The sequence below is a fragment of the Mesorhizobium sp. P2_F7 genome, from assembly GCF_056403695.1.
The window spans coordinates 369954-387428 of the sequence record NZ_JBFUFA010000005.1; the positions used below are offsets into that span (position 1 = coordinate 369954).

Here is a 17475-nt window from a genome sequence, read left to right on the forward strand (position 1 = left end):
CAGATGAAACCGCGTTTGATTGTTACCCGCAAATGGCCGGCCCCTGTCGAAGCGATCCTCGCCGAACGCTTCGACACGACGTTCAACACCAGCGATACGCCGTTGAGCCCGGCCGCAATGACGTCCGCCTTCGCCGACTACGACGCGATCCTGGCGACGGTCAGCGACCGTTTGCCTGACGCGGTGTTTCCTGACTCATCCGCTCGCACGCGGATCATCGCCAATTTCGGCGTCGGCTTTAGCCATATCGATGTCGCCGCCGCCCGCGACCGCGACATCGTGGTGACCAACACGCCGGGTGTGCTGACCGATTGCACCGCCGACCTGGCGCTCAGCCTGATACTGGCTGTCGCGCGCCGGACCGGCGAAGGCGAGCGCCAACTGCGGGCCGGAGAATGGCGCGGCTGGTCGCCGACGCATATGGCCGGCGCGAAAGTGTCGGGCAAAACCCTTGGCATTGTCGGCATGGGCCGCATCGGCAAGGCAACCGCCAGGCGCGCCCATTTCGGCTTCGGCATGAAGATCGTGTTCTTCAATCGCTCAGCCGTCGACGATGAGGAAACGCGCGCCATGGGCGCGGTGCAGATGCAGACGCTCGAAGGGCTGCTCACGGCATCCGACTTCGTCTCGCTGCACTGTCCGGGCGGTGCGGAAAACCGCCATCTCATCGATGCCCGCAGCCTGCGTCTGATGAAACCTGGCGCCTTCCTGATCAACACGGCGCGCGGCGACGTCGTCGACCAGGATACCCTGATCGGCGCGCTGGAAAGGCGCGAGATCGCTGGAGCCGGCCTCGATGTCTTCGACGGCGAGCCGGCCGTTCCGGAAGCGCTCAAGCGGTTGGAAAACGTCGTGCTCTTGCCGCATCTCGGCAGCGCGACCGAGGAAACGCGCGTGGCGATGGGCATGAAGGTGGTGGAGAACCTGACCGCCTTCTTCGAGGGTCGCCCGGTCCCCAACCGGGTTGCTTGAAAGCCGGGCGCAACCCGGGAGGAAAGCGTTTTGGAACAGAGCAAACCCATAAAATTTCGCGAGGACGAGCGCAGCCTGCTGTTGCGGCTGCTGCTCAAGGTCGCCAGCGCGCGTGAGCCCGAGATCGCCGCCGTTCTAAGCGGGCGCAGGTCGCTTGTCTCTCTTGCCCCGGAACAGCGCATCCCGGCATTGCAGGCGAGCGGCGTCTGGTTCCAGTTGCTGGCGATCGCCGATGAATTGCTGGCCATGCGCACGCGCCGCGAACTCGAACAGGGCGCAGGCACCGACGACGTGCCGGGCTCCTTCGCCAGCGTGATCGCGCAGATGGCGGCGAACAGACGTTCGGCTCAGGAAGTCCAGGCCGCACTTGATGACCTCAGCGTCGGCCCGACCATGACCGCACACCCGACAGAGGCCAAGCGCGTCACGGTTCTGGAGATCCACCGCCGCATCTATCGCAAGCTGACCGAGCTCGACCAGCCGCGCTGGGCACCGCGCGAGCGCGAGCTGCTGGTCGCTGATCTTGAAAGCGAGATCGAGCTTCTGTGGATGACGGGCGAGCTCAGGCTGGAGCGCCCGACGGTCGAACGCGAAATCGCCTGGGGCCTGCATTTCTTCCGCGAAGTGATTTTCGAGGCGACGCCGCAACTCTACGGCAAGCTGCAGGACGCCTTCCAGCGTCACTATCCCGGGGAGCCGGTCAGGATCCCCTCCTTCATGCGCTATGCCTCGTGGATCGGCGGCGATCGCGACGGCAATCCGAACGTGACCGCCGCAATGACCGCCGGTGCCCTGGCCGAATACCGCAACACCGCCCTTGGCTGGTACCTGAAGCAAATGCAGCGGCTGGTGACGGTGCTCAGCGCCAGTTCAAACGTCGTCGACCTGCCGGCCAGCTTCGCGCCGATTCTGCAAAGGGCACTCGACAAAAGCGGACAGGGGCACGACATCGCCGCCCGCAACCCTGACGAGCCGCTTCGCCAGTTCGCTTCGGCCTTGTTGGCCAGACTCGTGGCCACACGCGATGGCGGAGCAGCCGCCTACCCCTCCGCGGAAGCGTTTGGTGCTGATCTCCGTGGGCTGGCTCGCGTCCTCGAAGCGATCGGAGGGCGCGCGGTCGCCCGACGTTTCGTCCAGCCGCTGCTCTGGCAGCTTGGAAGCTTCGGCTTCCGTACGGTCTCGCTCGACATCCGGCAGAACTCCACTGTCGTCAATCGGGTGCTGGCCGAACTTTTTGCGCTGGCAGACCCGGTCACACCAGGCACGCCGCAATGGTCGGAGCGCATCCGCGCGGCCCTTGGCCAAAGCGAGCGGTTGGAGGTCGACGCGGACCGGCTGTCGCCCGAGGCAACAGAGCTGCTTGCGACATTCTCTGTCATCGCGAACCAGATCGCCGGCGCCGATAGCGATGCAGTGGGCTGTTTCATCCTCAGTATGACCCGCTCGGTTGACGATCTGCTCGCAGTCTATCTGCTGGCGCAATATTGCGGGCTTTCGAGCGCGCCCGGTGGCGACGGCACGATCAGGCTGCGGATCGTGCCCTTGTTCGAGACCATCGCCGACCTGCAGGCAGCCCCCGGCATCCTGAACGCATTGCTCGACATTGCCCTGGTGCGGCGCACGGTGCGGGATTTCGGCGCGCGCCAGGAAATCATGCTCGGCTATTCGGACTCCAACAAGGATGGCGGCTTCCTCGCCTCCAACTGGGAACTGGCCAAGGCGCAAAAACGCCTCGCCGCCATCGGCCGCAGGCACAAGGTCAGGATCAGCTTCTTTCACGGCCGTGGCGGCTCCGTCAGCCGTGGCGGCGCGCCGACCGGCCGGGCGATCGCCGCACAACCGGCAGGCACCGTCACTGGGTCCATGCGGGTGACGGAACAGGGCGAGGTCGTGTCGTCGAAATTCGCCAATCGCGGCACCGGCCTCAACCAGCTCGAAATCCTCGCCGCCGCCGTTCTGGCTCACAGTACCGTATCGCCCGGCGACGCCGAAACCAGGCAGGCACCCGAGTTCGACGAAGCGCTGGAAGCGCTGGCCGGCATGTCGCAGGCCTCCTATGCCGGGTTGATGGCGGAGCCAGGCTTCCTCGATTATTTCAACCAGGCGAGCCCGGTGGCGGAACTGGGGCTGCTGAAAATGGGCTCGCGGCCGGAGCGCCGTTTCGGCGCCAACGGCATTGCCGACTTGCGCGCCATCCCCTGGGTGTTCGCCTGGAGCCAGAACCGTCACCTGCTGACCGGCTGGTATGGCATCGGCAGCGCGCTGAGCTCCTTCGTCGCCGTGCGCGGCGATGCCGGACGAGACCTACTGGCGCGCATGTTCGAACATTCGCGCTTCTTCCGCCTGATCGTCGACGAGGCCGAGAAGACGCTCTACCAGTCCGACATGGAGATCGCGCGGCTCTATGCCGGCCTGGTGTCCAACAGCGATGCATCGCACCGGATCTACACCCGCATTGTCGCCGAATACGAGTTGACACGGCGCCTGATCCGCGACCTCACCGGAGGCGACCTCTCCGTGCGCTTTCCGATGTTCAAGCGGCGTTTCGACAGCCTGCGGCGTCAGATGGACGACATTCACCGGCTGCAAGTCGATCTGCTGCGTGAAGTGCGATCAGGCGCGACGGATCAGAAGCGCTCAACCGACGCCCTGCTTGTCTCGATCAACTGCATCTCGTCTGGCCTTGGGTGGACGGGATAGGCGTGAGTTGGTGAGCTACCAACGTTACGTCTCGCCCGTCGCCGTGAAGAGGCCGGCGTCGTCATAGCACCGACAGCGCACTCTTCGGTGAGACTGCAGGAGCCGCCTGTATGGCGGCTCCTCGCGCCTCAGGCGGCCTTGTCAGTCGCCGGCTTCGCGACCTTGGTGCGGGTGACGCTGCGGCGGCCATCGACGCTGACGGGAATGTCGCCGTCGACCGTGGCGCGACGCACCACTCGATGCTGATCGCCATAGTCGTTGACGGCGTAGTGCTGCGTCGCCCGGTTATCCCAGATTGCCACATCGCCGGCTTTCCAGCGCCAGCGGATGGTGTTCTCCGGCGCCGCGACATAGGACTGGAACACCTCGTAGAGCCGCGCTGAATCGCTTTTGGAAAGACCGATCAGCCTCTGCACGAAATTGCCGAGCAAAAGCGTGCGTTCGCCTGTTTCGGGATGGACGCGGACGACGGGATGCTCGGTCTCGTAGACCGTCGAGGTGAAGACCTCCTCAAAATGCTTCTTTTCCGCAGCGCTCGCACGCGGCCGGACCGCGGCGTAGTCGTAGACATTGCTGTGAACCGCCCAGAGATTGTCCGCCAGCAGCTTCAACGGCTCGGGCAGATCCAGGTAGGCCGCGGCGGTGTTCGACCAGATGGTGTCGCCGCCGGCCGGCGGTATGACGACGCCGCGAAGGACCGAGAATTTCGGATAGGCGTCAACGAAGGTGACATCGGTATGCCACTGATCGGCGCGACCGCCGCCACGGCTTGAATCGAGCTCGAGAATGGACGCCGTTCCCTTGACTGCACCTTGGGTCGGATGCGGAACAAGGTCGCCGAGACGATGCGCGAAGCGCTCCTGCTCGGCATCGTCGAGATGCGCCTGGTCGCGGAAGAACACAACCTTGTGCCGCAACAGCATCTGGTTGATCGCCGCGACCGTCTGCTGCGGCAGGTCGCCGGAAAGCCGAATGTTCCTGATCTCCGCGCCGACACGTCCCGTAAGCGGGACAATGTCGGCTTCCGGGATGGTCTGCTCTACGGGTGCAAGTTTGGGCATGGGAACCTCTGTCCTCTGGAACCGCGGGCTGCTGGCAATGCTCCGCCGCTACCGGCCGCACAGCGATCGGCGGAGCAACTCCCTCATCGGGAGCTGGTCTTGCTTGCTTTCGAAAGCGCTGATCGCAACTCAGGAGGCGAAGGCCGCCGGGACTTAGCGAACAGTACCGAGATCACATTCAAGACGTAATTCTACAAATTCCATAGAAAAGGTGTTTCAAAGTTCGGCGGCTCGAGGAAAAATGACTTCTGCCCGAGCTCGCACCCGAAGCTGCGCGGGGTGTCGCATCCCCTTTGAGATTGGAGATAGCGGGTGAAGTGCATGACTGATACTGATTGCTTCCACGCAAAGGCAGGCCCCGCAGATGACAGACTCTGAAAAGGCTGACGCTGTCGAGCAACTGCTCGATACGCCTGACCTGGCCACCGCATTGGAAAGCGAACAGTTCAAGAAGTTCCTCGACCAGATGCCGATCGCGATTGCTGTGTCGGAATTGATCGCAAAGGAACGTGTCGTCTACGCCAATCCCGAATTCGAGAAGCTCTCGGACCTCAAGGCAGCGAAGCTTGCGCGGGAAAACTGGGCTGCACTTTCTGGCAGGGGTCTTCATCAGCAGAAGGACCGGGCGCTCGCCGAGGCTGTTGTTGAAGACACCGACTTCGTCGGCACATTTCGTCTCGAGCGCGGCGAGGACAAGCCGGCAATTGTCGACGTTTATTCCAACGTCATCGAGGACGATAACGGCAAGCTCTGCTTCCGGCTGGTGGCACTTGTCGACGTCACGGCACACGGCGAGACCGAGGACGCGCGGCCCGTGGAGGAGCAAATCCGAGAGAAGGACACCCTGCTGCGCGAACTGCAGCACCGGGTGAAAAACAATCTGCAGATGATCACCGCTTTGATCCGCCTGGAAACCCGCAACGCCACCGAACCGGACCAGAAGCGTTTCGAAAGGCTCGCCGGTCGGGTAGACGCATTGGCAATCCTCTACCAGGCACTGTCGGCTGACGAGCAGAAGGATGAGGTGGATCTCGGCGTATATCTCAGCCAAATCGCGTCCGCCGTCATGGCATCGCATGCGGTCGAAGGCATCCGCCTCGACCTCAAAGTGGATACGTATCCGGTATCCATCAACGTCGCCATGCCGACGGGGTTGGTCGTCAACGAGCTGCTGACCAATTCCCTGAAGCATGCCTTCATCGGGCGCGAGGGCGGCACGATTACGCTGCATAGCGTCGTCAGCGGCGACGGCTGCCGGGTGACTGTCGCTGATGATGGGATCGGTCTGCCGAAGGGCGAGACCTGGCCCAAGCCCGGCAAGCTCGGCGCGCTGATCGCGCGGTCGCTGACTGAAAATGCCAAGGCGCAATTTGACGTCAAGTCAAATGCCAGCGAGGGGACCAAGGTCACCATCGTTTTCAAGCGATCAGCCGCAACGGACTGACTGGCGCAACGCATTCCGCGCAGACCGAGGCTTAGCGCCATCGGGCGGCCGTCCTCATTGGGTGCGCAAGAGCGCCCGGCGGCTGCCGCAAGCAGCAGGACGTCGCAACCTGATCTTAGTTGGATTTAGGCGATTCCGATCGCGATGGATCGGGATGTTGGTGCGGTCGAGAAGACTCGAACTTCCACGGGTTGCCCCACAGCGACCTCAACGCTGCGCGTCTACCAATTCCGCCACGACCGCCCGTGGTAGGAGCCGGAACGAACCGGCTCGCGGCGTGTAGCAAATCGTTTCCGGCGAAACAAGGGCGCGGTGCGCAATAATCGCGGGGAATTGGCATAACGGTCGGGAAGGTCGAAATCCGCTGATATCTGGACGTTTCGGCTGGATACCGCCATATGAAGGGCAAATGCATTCCGGCTCAGGCCTGAGGCGGTTTTGGAAGCCGGCGTGCATTAGAGTGCGATCCCGGAAAGTGGGAACCGGTTTTCGGAAAAGATCACGCTCCAACAAACTGACGGATCAAGATGACGATTCAACGAAACGTCATTTTGATTCAGCGAAAAATCGAAAAGCCATGACCGAACGCAGCCAGATCGCCACGTCGTTCCTGCCCTTGCCCGGCTCAGCACCCGTTGAATGGCGCATCGAGCCCGGTTTGACCGGCTACACCGATGCGCTTGCCCTGATGGAAGCACGCGCCGACGCGATCCGCACCGGTGCGGCCGCCGAGCTGGTCTGGCTGGTCGAGCACCCGCCGCTTTACACCGCCGGCACCAGCGCCCGCATCGAGGATTTGATCGACCCCGACCGCTTTCCGGTCTTCGCGGCCGGGCGTGGCGGCGAATACACCTATCACGGACCGGGCCAGCGCGTTGCCTATGTCATGCTTGACTTAAAACGCCGGCGCGAGGACGTGCGCGCCTTCGTCGCCGCGCTCGAACAGTGGATCATCGGCACGCTCGCCGCCTTCAACGTGCGCGGCGAACGCCGCGAGGACCGCGTGGGCGTCTGGGTGGTGCGGCCCGATCGCCCTGCCCTGCCCGACGGCTCGCCGGCCGAGGACAAGATCGCGGCTATCGGCATCCGGCTGCGGCGCTGGGTGAGCTTTCATGGCATCGCCGTCAATGTCGAGCCGGATCTCAGCCATTTCAGCGGCATCGTGCCCTGCGGCGTGCCCGACCACGGCGTCACCAGCCTTGTCGATCTCGGCCTGCCGGTGACCATGGCCGACTTCGACCTAGCGCTGAAATCCGCCTTCGAGGATGTTTTTGGAGCGGCCGAGGCCATTTCTGCCGAACCGGCGCGCAAGGCCGGCTGAAATCCGGATCTCACTTTATCTCTGTTGGTATGCCCATCGAATACCTGTCGACAACAATAGAGACGAAAAGCCGAGTAACCAATAACCGCTCGATATCATCGCGCATTTCTTAAATGCATACACATAGACGCTATCGTGTGCAGATGGCACGGCCAATGACGAAGCGCCGAACGGACCCAGAAGCGAAAAAACGAAGAAAAACAAGCTCCCTAAAAGCACGAAAAGAGCAAGTTGCAGAAGCTTGGGAAAAGCTTCTTGAACGTCCTCGCGCAGGAAAACTCCCCTGTCGGTAGTATCTCTGTATAGCCTCCAAACCAGCCAAGCTGCCCACGACAAGCTGGTGGCGCCACATGCTCTTGTGTAAGATAAATGCTCGCCCTCCGGGAAGCCCCAGTGCCAAAACGCATATAAAATGACGTCGATGCGCTGCGAAATATATCCGCCATCGGGGATTATTCTAGAAAAATAGTAGATCAAAAAAGATGCAGCAACTGGAGTCCATGAATAATACAGAAATATATGAAATCTATACGCCTGAAGGTATGCCTGCTTCTTTTCAGCATCGTTGTCAGGAATTCTAATCAAATTGATAAAACTAAAAACCCGTTCGTACTCCCCAATTGGAATAGATTTGGGGTCCGACTTCAGAATTTCCTTCAAAGTCAACATGCCGTTGCGATTCTAAGGATTGCTGCATTCATCGAGCTGGACAGGAATTAAACACGGAAAATCTCTCCGCAAACGAAATTATGGCAGACCGCTACGGCAATCCGCAACGGCGAGGCCGTCAAGCCCGTCCTTTCGGAAGTCGCGAACTCCTATCAAAGCAGTCGCGCCGAAGCCCATAGCAGCCCATAGCCGTGAATGGCGAAGACCGCCAGCAGCGCGCCGGCCATGGCGAAACGGTCGAAGGTGCGGATCGGCTTCAGCTCGTGGCGCGGCTTTACCCCGCTGCCCATGGTCAGCAGGCTGAGGATGGCGAAGACCGCGCCCGCCACCAGCAAAAAACTTTGGGAAAAGCCGGCCAGCCAGCCGATCGCCAGCAAGGCCGAGAGCAGGGAGAAGGAGGCTAGTGCCAGCGCTATCGGGCCCGGACAGATCTGGCGCAGCACCTGGCCGCCGTCGAATTTCCACACCGGCACGAGATTGGCGATGTTGAACAGAGCGGCAAAGCCGGCGAGCGTCGCCAGAAGGGCGGCGGCCAGCCGATGCCCCTCGCTGGACGCGAAGCCGCTGGTGACGATCAGCAGCGGCACCAGAAACGCGGAAAAGCCGGCGCCCATCAGCGCCACGAAGGCGACCTCGAAGCGGCTGTCATAGGGCCGCCCGCCAATGGCGATGCCGCCGAGCAGCGGGATGAAGATCATCCGCGCCTTGCGGTGCCCGGTCAGCCGGAAGGCCGCCATATGGCCGAGTTCGTGCAGGGCGACGACAGAGGTCAGGATCGCGGCCAGCGCGAAGCCCCCGAGATTGAGCCCGAAGAACGGCCACAGAATGAAGGCCGACAGGATGGCGAAGCCGACCTGGCTCAGCGGATGCTCGAACCAGCCGCCTTTTCGATACTGCCCGGTCTTCGCCCAGACCTGCAGCTTGCCGAGTTCGCGGCGCATGGCGAAGTAGCGGAAGACCAGGAAAGCGACGCCGCGATAGTGGTCGGTCTGGCTGAGCGTCACCCGCGTGCCCGCACCTTCCGTGACGAGTTCAGTGGTCTCGTAAAAATCCTTCCAGAACGACGTGTCGAGCGCGGTATCCTCGATGACGCGCTGCGAAAAACGACTGCCTTCGACGACGTCCTCGAAGCGCGACCGGCGCTCGATCGGCTGGCCGTCGCGGCCTTCCCAGGACAGCATGATGCGGACCGTACCTTGCCCGTCCAGCGGCTCTGCCGACAGTATCTCGCCGGACCAGCCGGCATCGCTGCCGAGCGGCCACAGCGCCTGCCAGAGGCGCTGCCGGTCCATGGCAACCACGCGGCTGAGCCTCACCGTGCGCAAACCGAGCGGCGCGGTCATCAAAAGGAAAATTAGTCCGAGATTGCCGGCCACGAGAAGGGCCGTGATGATCGGTGACACCTAGGCGTTTGCTCCCTATCTTGACAGGGCACCCTAGCGTCATGGCGGCAAGAAAGGCTTAACAACACAACGCCCTCCTGCCCGCCTCAAAACACTGCGGCGAACCGCAGACTGATCACATGGCGCCGATCCAGACCGCCATGGAAATAAGAAACGCACTCATACACACCAACGAAACGACGTCCTGAACAAGATCGCTCATAACTCTCTCCTGTTGTTGCTATGTTCATAATTTGTTCTAATTTTGTTCGAATGTCAACGATCGGAAAGCGGCATGCCGACGAATCCTGACAGCCGGTTTGGGCAGGGTTAAGGAAAGGTTAGCAGGCGCGATGCCGGTCTTCCGGCGCCGTCAGGCTGAGTCGAGAAAGGTGGATTCCGAGAACCTGAGCGGAGCGTACTTTGGGTACGTGAGCACCGGAAGCGCAGGAAGTCGCCTTTCGCAGGCCGGCCTCACCTGAGTATCGACGTGCCCTAAAGCGGGACGACCTTACCCTCGTGCAACGTCACCCGCCGGTCCATGCGCGAGGCCAGCTCGTGGTTGTGGGTGGCGATCAGCGCGGCAAGGCCGGACTGCCTGACCAGCGCGCCCAGCGCCTCGAACACATAGGACGCGGTGACCGGATCGAGATTGCCGGTCGGCTCGTCGGCGAGCAGCAGCAAGGGCGCATTGGCGACCGCACGGGCGATGGCGACGCGCTGCTGTTCACCGCCCGACAGTTCGGACGGCCGGTGCGAAGCGCGCTTTCCGATCTGCATATAGTCGAGCAGCTGCGCCGCGCGCTCCGACGCTTCCTTGCGCGACAGCCCCTTGATCAGCTGCGGCATCATGATGTTTTCGAGCGCCGAAAACTCCGGCAGCAAATGGTGGAACTGATAGACGAAGCCGACATCGTTGCGGCGGATCGCGGTGCGTTCGTCGTCGGAGAGCCGTCCGCAGGCGCGGCCGGCCAAAATGACGTCGCCGGCGTCGGGGCGCTCGAGCAGGCCCGCAGTGTGCAAGAGCGTCGATTTGCCGGTGCCTGACGGCGCCACCAGCGCCACCATCTCGCCGCGCTTCAGCGAAAAATCGGCGCCGTTCAGAATGGTGAGCTTGCGCGGCCCCTGGACATAGTGCCGCTCGACGCTCTTCAGCTCGATAATGATCTCGGACTTCATTCGTATCTCAAGGCCTCGACCGGATCGAGACGGGCGGCCCGCCATGCCGGAAACACCGTCGCCAGGAAGGACAGGCCGAGCGCCATCAGGATGACGTAGGTGGTCTCGCGCGGGTCCATCTTTGCCGGCAGCTGGCTGAGGAAATAGAGCTCCGGATTGAACAGCACCTTGCCGGTCATCCAGGAGAAGAACTGGCGGATGGATTCGATGTTGGTGCAGATGAGCACCCCGAGCAGCACGCCGGCGAGCGTGCCGGTGACACCGATCGCCGCGCCCGTCATCAGGAATATGCGCAGGATGGCGCCGCGTGACGCCCCCATCGTGCGCAGAATGGCGATGTCGTGCCCCTTGTCCTTCACCAGCATGATCAGGCCGGAGATGATGTTGAGCGCCGCCACCAGCACGATCAGCGTCAGGATCATGAACATGACGTTGCGCTCGACCTGCAGGGCGGAAAAGAACGTCTCGTTGCGCTGGCGCCAGTCGACCATGTCGATCGGCCGTTGTGCGGCCGCATCGACCAGCGGTTTCAGCGCGTCGACATTGTCGGGATTGTCGACATAGATCTCGATCGTCTGCGCCCTGCCGTCCATGTTGAAATAGAGCTGGGCTTCCGAGAACGGCATGTAGACGATGGAGCTGTCATACTCCGACATGCCGACTTCGAAGATCGCCGCCACCTTGTAGCCCTTCAGCCGCGGCGTCGTGCCCATCGGCGTCACATCGCCGTCCGGCGAGATCAGCGTGATGGTGTCGCCCAGCACCAGGCCGAGATTCTCCGCCATGCGCTTGCCGATGGCGACGCCTTCGCCGGAATCGAAGCCGTCAAGCGTGCCTTGTTTGACGTTTTGGGCGACGATGGCGATCTTGCCGAGGTCTTCGGCGCGTATGCCGCGCACCAGCGCGCCCATGCCGCCGCCGACATTGCCTTGCGCCAGCACCTGGCCGTCGATCAGCGGTATCGCGTATTTGACACCGGCCACGCCGTTGATGCGGGCGGCAACCTGCGCATAGTCCTCAAGCGGCGAATCCAGCGGCTGGACGATCAGGTGACCGTTGACGCCGAGAATGCGGRTCAGAAGCTCGGCCCGGAACCCATTCATCACCGCCATCACGACGATCAGCGTGGCGACGCCCAGCATGATGCCGAGGAAGGAGATCGAGGCGATGACCGAGATCACCGTCTCCTTGCGGCGCGAGCGCAGATATCGCCACGCAACCATGCGTTCGAACATGGAAAACGGGCCAGCGACCGGAGACTTGGCGACCGGCGACTTGGCGACCGAAGGCTTCGTTGCCGCGGCTTCGGTCATGCGGTTGCACCGAAGCGTTTCTTGGCCTCCGCGACCGGCAGCGTCTCGCGCTCGCCGGTCCGGCGGTTCTTGATCTCGATCTCGCCGGCTGCCACGCCGCGCGGCCCGACGATCACCTGCCAGGGCAGGCCGATCAGGTCGGCGGTGGCAAACTTGCCGCCCGGCCGCTGGTCGGTATCGTCGTATAGCACGTCCTTGCCGGCGCCGGTGAAGGCAGCATAGAGCTCGTTGCAGACGCGGTCGCAGTCGGCGTCGCCCACCTTCATGTTGATCAGGCCGATGTCGAACGGTGTCACCGCTTCCGGCCAGATGATGCCGTTGTCGTCATGGCTGGCCTCGATGATCGCCGCCACCAGGCGCGACGGACCGATGCCGTAGGAACCGCCGGAGACGAAATGATCCTTGCCGTCAGGCCCGGTCACCTTGGCGTTCATGGGCTTCGAATATTTGTCGCCGAAATGGAAGATGTGGCCGACCTCGATGCCGCGCGCCGAGACCCGGTCGGCTTCGCCGAGCTTGTCCCAGGCCGCCTCGTCATGCATCTCGTCGGTGGCGGCGTAGGGCGTCGTCCACGTCTTGACGATGTCTGCGATCTCGCCGTCCTTGGTAAAGTCGGTGTTTTCGCCGGGCACCTGCAGCGACAGATACGCGCGGTCGCAATAGACCTGGCTCTCGCCGGTGTCGGCCAGGATGATGAATTCGTGGCTGAGGTCGCCGCCGATCGGCCCGGTGTCGGCCCGCATCGGAATGGCCTGCAAGCCCATGCGCGTGAAGGTCCTGAGATACGAGACGAACATCCTGTTATAGGCCGCCTTTGCGCCGTCGAAATCGAGGTCGAAGGAGTAGGCGTCCTTCATCAGGAATTCGCGGGAGCGCATGACGCCGAAGCGCGGCCGCACCTCGTCGCGGAACTTCCACTGGATGTGGTAGAGATTGAGCGGCAAATCCTTGTAGGACTTGACGTAGGCGCGCACGATCTCGGTGACCACTTCCTCATTGGTCGGGCCGTAGAGCATGTCGCGGTCCTGCCGGTCCTTGATGCGCAGCATCTCCTTGCCGTAGTCGTCATAGCGGCCGCTTTCGCGCCACAGATCGGCCGACTGGATGGTCGGCATCAGGATTTCCAGCGCGCCGGCGCGGTTCTGCTCCTCGCGGATGATGCGGCAGACCTTGTCCAGCACCAGCTTGCCCAGCGGCAGCCAGGAAAAGCTGCCCTGCCCCTGCTGGCGGATCATGCCGGCACGCAGCATCAGCCGGTGCGAGACGATCTCGGCCTCGCGCGGATTTTCTTTCAGGATGGGCAGGAAAAACTGCGACAAACGCATGGACAGGTCCGTGAGAGAGGAGGCTGCACCGGAATCGGCGCGGCTGGCTTGCTTGCCCCGGCTTCATAGCTATTTCGTGACGGAATGGAAACCCGACCCGCCGCATCGGCCCGAAATCGCAAAAATCGATTCTTCTTCCAAAGATCTTGGAACCGAAAACGGTAAAGCTTGGGTGCAAAGTGCCGGGCCTGGCTGCAAAGTGCTCTCACACGCTTTGCGCGTCCGAGCGACACAGCACACCTGGCCACATTATTGCGGCAACCCCGCTGTTGTTCGTTTCGCAAGCAAAGCCTGCCGTACTATTGTGCAGTGCAGCACAGGATTGCCCGTTTGCGGGCAAAATTCTGCGTGACAATTTCATCAGGGTTAGGCTAGTGTGCCCCGATAACCGAGAGGGTAGAGAAAAATCTGCTCTCCTACGCGGTCAAAGTCTTGGGAGGATGCGATCTAGGCGCGGTTACCCGCTGCCGCCGGAAACCGGAAAACAGATCGGAACGCGTTTAAATTGCAAGGCCTTGTGCCTTGCATTTTTTTTGCCCAATCATCCGGTTAGATCAACCTGTTCCCAAATTACATGAGCTTGCGCCGGCCTGATGCCGGGCCGTGATTCTCTCGCGGCTCGGCCACGCTTGAGGGCGAATTGCGCATCGCGGGCTGGCGCGACAAAACCTGAGTTTTGTGCTCCGAAAACAGGCACAAACACCCTGCCCGATCTGTAGGCGGGAAAGAGTTTAGTTAGCCGGTGCCTGGCTGGCTTCGGGGATGATGTGCGGGACTTCGTCGAGGCTGTAACCCAGCCCATGCGTCAGCCCGTAGAAAATGCCCATGACGACAGCCGTGACGATGGTGGTGCGGACCACGGCGCGCAGCATATGCGGCCCGCGCGGGGCGCTGGCAACCGTGCCCAGCGTCACGTCGTGATCGTCATCCTGCGTGTGCACGGAAAACGGCAGCACGATGAACAGCATCAGCCACCAGGTGATGAAGAACAGCGCGGCAAACGAAATCCAGCTCATGCCTGCTCCAGTTCGACCAGCGTGCCGAAGAAATCCTTGGGATGCAGGAACAGCACCGGCTTGCCGTGGGCGCCGGTTTTGGGATTGCCATCGCCCAGCACACGCGCCCCGCTCGCCTTGAGATGATCGCGCGCGGCAAGAATATCGTCGACCTCATAGCAGAGATGATGCATGCCGCCCGAGGGGTTCTTCTCAAGAAAGGCCGCGATCGGCGAGCCCTCGCCCAGCGGCTCCAGCAGTTCGATCTTGGTGTTGCCGACATCGACGAACACCACCGTCACGCCGTGCTCCGGCAGCGCCTGTGGCGCGGTGACCTTCGCGCCAAGCGTATCGCGATAGGCGGTGATTGCCGCAGCCAGATCCGGCACGGCAAGCGCGACATGGTTCAGGCGTCCGAGCATGAAACCTCCAGCTTCCATGCTGGCGTCTTACGGCAAATCGGCCGACATCAATAGCCTTTGCCGAGGCGCGCAAGGTCGCACTTCCGTGAACCGCCGGCATGTTCGAATCGGTATCGGCGAAGTACAAACGGCAATGTCCAATGCCCGCCCCCGCGTTTTCAGCTTCGATCTTGGCTCGTTCAGGGTTGCCGCCCTGCTCGACGCCGTCGACGCCAGAGACAATCTCGCGGCTGCCTTCGCCACCGGGCAGTCGCCGGGCGCGGTGCGGGAACTCGCCATGTCGAACTTCATCGACCCCAACCGGTACGAGCATTGCTTCATCCCGACGCTGGTCGACACCGGTGCCGAAAAGATCCTGTTCGACACGGGATTCGGCGACGAGGACAGTTCGCTGCTGCAATGTTTGCAGAACCTTGGGATCGAACCCGCCGACATCGATTTGGTGGTCATCACGCATGGCCACCCCGACCATATTGGCGGCCTCGTCCGCAACGGCGAAGCCGTCTTCAGCCAGGCGCGCTACGTGTTCGGTGCGGCAGAATTCGTCTTCTGGACCGAGGCCGATACGGTGCGCGAAGCCAGGCTGAGCAACCGCGACCTGTTCCTGCGTGTCTGCGCCGGCCTTGCCGACCGCTCAACATTCGTAGCGCCCGGAGACGAGGTCGTGCCAGGCATCACTGCCATCGACGCTGCCGGCCATTCTCCGGGATTGCTGGCGTTCCACATCGAAAGTGACGGCCAGCAATTGCTCATCTGGTCGGACGCTTTCCTGCACTCTGTCGTGTCGATCCAGCGGCCTGAGTGGCATGCCGATCTCGACGACGAGAAGGAGCAGGCCGTCGAGACCCGCAAGCGCCTGCTGAACATGGCCGCCGATCACCGGCTGCTGGTCGCCGGCTATCACATGCCGTTCCCGGGTCTCGGGCACGTCGAGCGAGTGGACGGGACGTTTCGCTGGCTTCCCGCCACCAGCTGAATTTCAGCGATTGGCGTCGCCCTAGCGGGTGACGAACACAGTCACCAGCGGCTTCTTGCCCCAGGCTTCGTTGGCGGCACCGCGCACGGCGCGCCGCACCGCTTCCTGCACCAGATCGAGGTCCTTGCGGCGCTGGCGGGGGATAGAGTCCACCGCGCCGACGGCCGCGTCGAGCATCAGATCTTCCATGTTCTCGCCGCGGGCATCGGCTTCGGCAACGCCGATGGCGACCAGATCGGGATCGCCAGCCAGCTCATACTTGTCGTCGAGCACGACATTGACCGCGACATGGCCGGCGAACGACAGCTTGCGCCTGTCGCGTATGCCCATCGCCTGGTCGGTGCCGATCAGCCTGCCGTCCTTGTAGATGCGGCCGAACGGCACCTGGTCGATGATCGTTGCCGGACCGGGCGCCAGCCGTAGCATGTCGCCGTCGCGCACCTGCGCCACCTGGCCGATGCCTGAGGTCGACATCAGCGATCCCTGCGCCACCAGGTGGGCTGCCTCGCCATGCACGGGAACGCCAATCTGCGGGCGCACCCATTCATACATCCTGCGCAGTTCGCTGCGGCGCGGATGGCCGGAGACATGCACCAGCGCGTCGCCGTCCTCGATGATCTTGATGCCGAGATCGATGAGCCGGTTCTTGATCTCGAGGATCGCCTTCTCGTTGCCGGGAATGGTGCGCGAGGAAAACACCACCGTGTCGCCTGCCGTCAGCGACACTGACTTCATCTCGTCACGCGACAGTTTCGCCAGCGCCGCCAGCGGCTCGCCCTGGCTGCCGGTGCAGATGATGACCAAATTCTCGCGCGGGATGAAGCCGAAATCCTCTTCGGCGATGAACTCCGGCAGCCCGTCCATGTAGCCGAGTTCACCGGCGACATCGATGACCCGCTTCAGCGAGCGCCCGAGCACCAGGCACTGGCGGCCGGCATCGCGCGCCGCCCTGGCGATCGAGACGATACGACCGACATTGGACGAGAAGGTGGTGACGGCGACGCGGCCAACAGCGCTCTGGATGACGCCTCTCAGCCCTTCGCCCACCGCCACTTCCGACGGCGATTCGCCTTCCCTGAGCGCATTGGTCGAATCGCAGACCAGCGCCAGCACGCCCTTGTCGCCATAGGCGCGGAAACGCGCTTCGTCGGTCTTGGGTCCGATCGTCGGTTCCGGATCGATCTTCCAGTCGCCGGTATGGATAACGGTGCCGGCCGGTGAGGTGATGGCCAGCGACATCGGCTCGGGGATCGAATGCGCCACCGGAATGGCCTCGATCTCGAACGGCCCGACTGTGAATTTCTCGCCTGCCCGGTAGATCGTCACCGGGATTTTTGGCGCGCCCTGTTCGCCTTGGCGCTTGGCGTCCAGCAGGCCGGCGCTGAACGGCGTCATCCACACCGGCGCCTTCAGCTTCGGCCAGGTGTCGAGCAGCGCACCGTAGTGGTCTTCATGCGCATGGGTGATGATGATGCCGCGCAGATTGGCGAGGTTTTCCTCGATGAAGCGCGTATCGGGCAGGATCAGGTCGACGCCCGGATGCGCCGCGTCGGGAAAGGTCACGCCGACATCGACGACGATCCATTCACGCGCACTGGGCGGCCCATAGCCGTAAAGGGCGAAGTTCATGCCGATCTCGCCGACGCCGCCGAGCGGCACGAAGACGAGTTCGGCGTTTTGCGCTTTCGCCATCAATTTTCCCTTCCCGGCCCTCGG

General features: G+C 62.6%; 14 protein-coding genes and 1 tRNA gene. 5 read left to right on the top strand and 10 right to left on the bottom strand.

The genetic code is table 11. From position 1 onward, the window contains the following. Positions 1 to 3: 3 nt before the first annotated feature. Both AC1DZ8_RS20405 and AC1DZ8_RS20410 read left to right on the top strand, forming a co-directional pair. The gene (locus tag AC1DZ8_RS20405; protein WP_477309524.1) at positions 4 to 972 is read left to right on the top strand and encodes a 2-hydroxyacid dehydrogenase; all 969 of its coding nucleotides are present in this window, start codon (positions 4 to 6) and stop codon (positions 970 to 972) included. A 30-nt stretch (positions 973 to 1002) separates the two neighbouring features. Then, a complete protein-coding gene (locus tag AC1DZ8_RS20410; protein ID WP_477309525.1) occupies positions 1003 to 3672 on the top strand; it encodes a phosphoenolpyruvate carboxylase in 2670 nt (889 codons plus the stop codon). A gap of 128 nt (positions 3673 to 3800) precedes the next feature. Here the strand turns inward: AC1DZ8_RS20410 and AC1DZ8_RS20415 are convergent, their stop codons facing one another. Then, positions 3801 to 4733, bottom strand: a complete 933-nt coding sequence (locus AC1DZ8_RS20415; protein ID WP_477309526.1) for a TauD/TfdA dioxygenase family protein — start codon at positions 4731 to 4733, stop codon at positions 3801 to 3803. A 364-nt stretch (positions 4734 to 5097) separates the two neighbouring features. Between AC1DZ8_RS20415 and AC1DZ8_RS20420 the strand changes: the two genes are divergently transcribed. After that, positions 5098 to 6177 (top strand): sensor histidine kinase, encoded by a 1080-nt coding sequence (locus tag AC1DZ8_RS20420; protein WP_477309527.1) that lies wholly within the window; start codon positions 5098 to 5100, stop codon positions 6175 to 6177. Between the two features lie 158 nt (positions 6178 to 6335). Here the strand turns inward: AC1DZ8_RS20420 and AC1DZ8_RS20425 are convergent. Then, positions 6336 to 6420, bottom strand: a tRNA-Leu gene (locus tag AC1DZ8_RS20425). Positions 6421 to 6754: 334 nt separating this feature from the next. Here AC1DZ8_RS20425 and lipB point away from each other — a divergent pair. Then, positions 6755 to 7498, top strand: a complete 744-nt coding sequence (gene lipB / locus AC1DZ8_RS20430) for a lipoyl(octanoyl) transferase LipB (protein WP_477401512.1) — start codon at positions 6755 to 6757, stop codon at positions 7496 to 7498. 15 nt (positions 7499 to 7513) lie between these two features. On the opposite strand, the gene AC1DZ8_RS20435 is transcribed toward lipB, so the two are convergent. The 7 genes from AC1DZ8_RS20435 to mce all read right to left on the bottom strand — a co-directional run bounded on the left by AC1DZ8_RS20435 (position 7514) and on the right by mce (position 14783). Further along, positions 7514 to 8167 carry a hypothetical protein gene (locus AC1DZ8_RS20435; protein WP_477309529.1) on the bottom strand — a complete coding sequence of 218 codons (654 nt, stop codon included), beginning with the start codon at positions 8165 to 8167 and terminating at the stop codon, positions 7514 to 7516. Between the two features lie 152 nt (positions 8168 to 8319). Beyond that, on the bottom strand, positions 8320 to 9570 hold the full coding sequence (locus tag AC1DZ8_RS20440; protein ID WP_477309530.1) for a site-2 protease family protein: 1251 nt from the start codon (positions 9568 to 9570) through the stop codon (positions 8320 to 8322). A 474-nt stretch (positions 9571 to 10044) separates the two neighbouring features. Then, entirely contained in the window at positions 10045 to 10728 is a 684-nt protein-coding gene (locus AC1DZ8_RS20445; protein WP_112565145.1) for an ABC transporter ATP-binding protein, read from the bottom strand. Continuing rightward, positions 10725 to 12041, bottom strand: coding sequence for a lipoprotein-releasing ABC transporter permease subunit (locus AC1DZ8_RS20450; protein WP_477401514.1), 1317 nt, complete (start codon positions 12039 to 12041; stop codon positions 10725 to 10727). Before AC1DZ8_RS20450 ends, AC1DZ8_RS20445 begins: the two co-directional genes overlap by 4 nt. Further along, entirely contained in the window at positions 12038 to 13366 is a 1329-nt protein-coding gene (gene proS / locus AC1DZ8_RS20455; protein ID WP_477401516.1) for a proline--tRNA ligase, read from the bottom strand. The genes AC1DZ8_RS20450 and proS overlap by 4 nt, the downstream gene beginning before the upstream one ends. A 731-nt stretch (positions 13367 to 14097) precedes the next feature. Next, entirely contained in the window at positions 14098 to 14382 is a 285-nt protein-coding gene (locus AC1DZ8_RS20460) for a DUF1467 family protein (RefSeq protein WP_477309533.1), read from the bottom strand. Continuing rightward, positions 14379 to 14783 (bottom strand): methylmalonyl-CoA epimerase, encoded by a 405-nt coding sequence (gene mce / locus AC1DZ8_RS20465; RefSeq protein ID WP_477309534.1) that lies wholly within the window; start codon positions 14781 to 14783, stop codon positions 14379 to 14381. Before mce ends, AC1DZ8_RS20460 begins: the two co-directional genes overlap by 4 nt. A 133-nt stretch (positions 14784 to 14916) precedes the next feature. Here mce and AC1DZ8_RS20470 point away from each other — a divergent pair, with 133 nt between their 5' ends. Then, on the top strand, positions 14917 to 15759 hold the full coding sequence (locus AC1DZ8_RS20470; protein WP_477309535.1) for an MBL fold metallo-hydrolase: 843 nt from the start codon (positions 14917 to 14919) through the stop codon (positions 15757 to 15759). 21 nt (positions 15760 to 15780) lie between these two features. On the opposite strand, the gene AC1DZ8_RS20475 is transcribed toward AC1DZ8_RS20470, so the two are convergent. After that, on the bottom strand, positions 15781 to 17451 hold the full coding sequence (locus tag AC1DZ8_RS20475; protein WP_477309536.1) for a ribonuclease J: 1671 nt from the start codon (positions 17449 to 17451) through the stop codon (positions 15781 to 15783). Between the last annotated feature and the right edge of the window lie 24 nt (positions 17452 to 17475).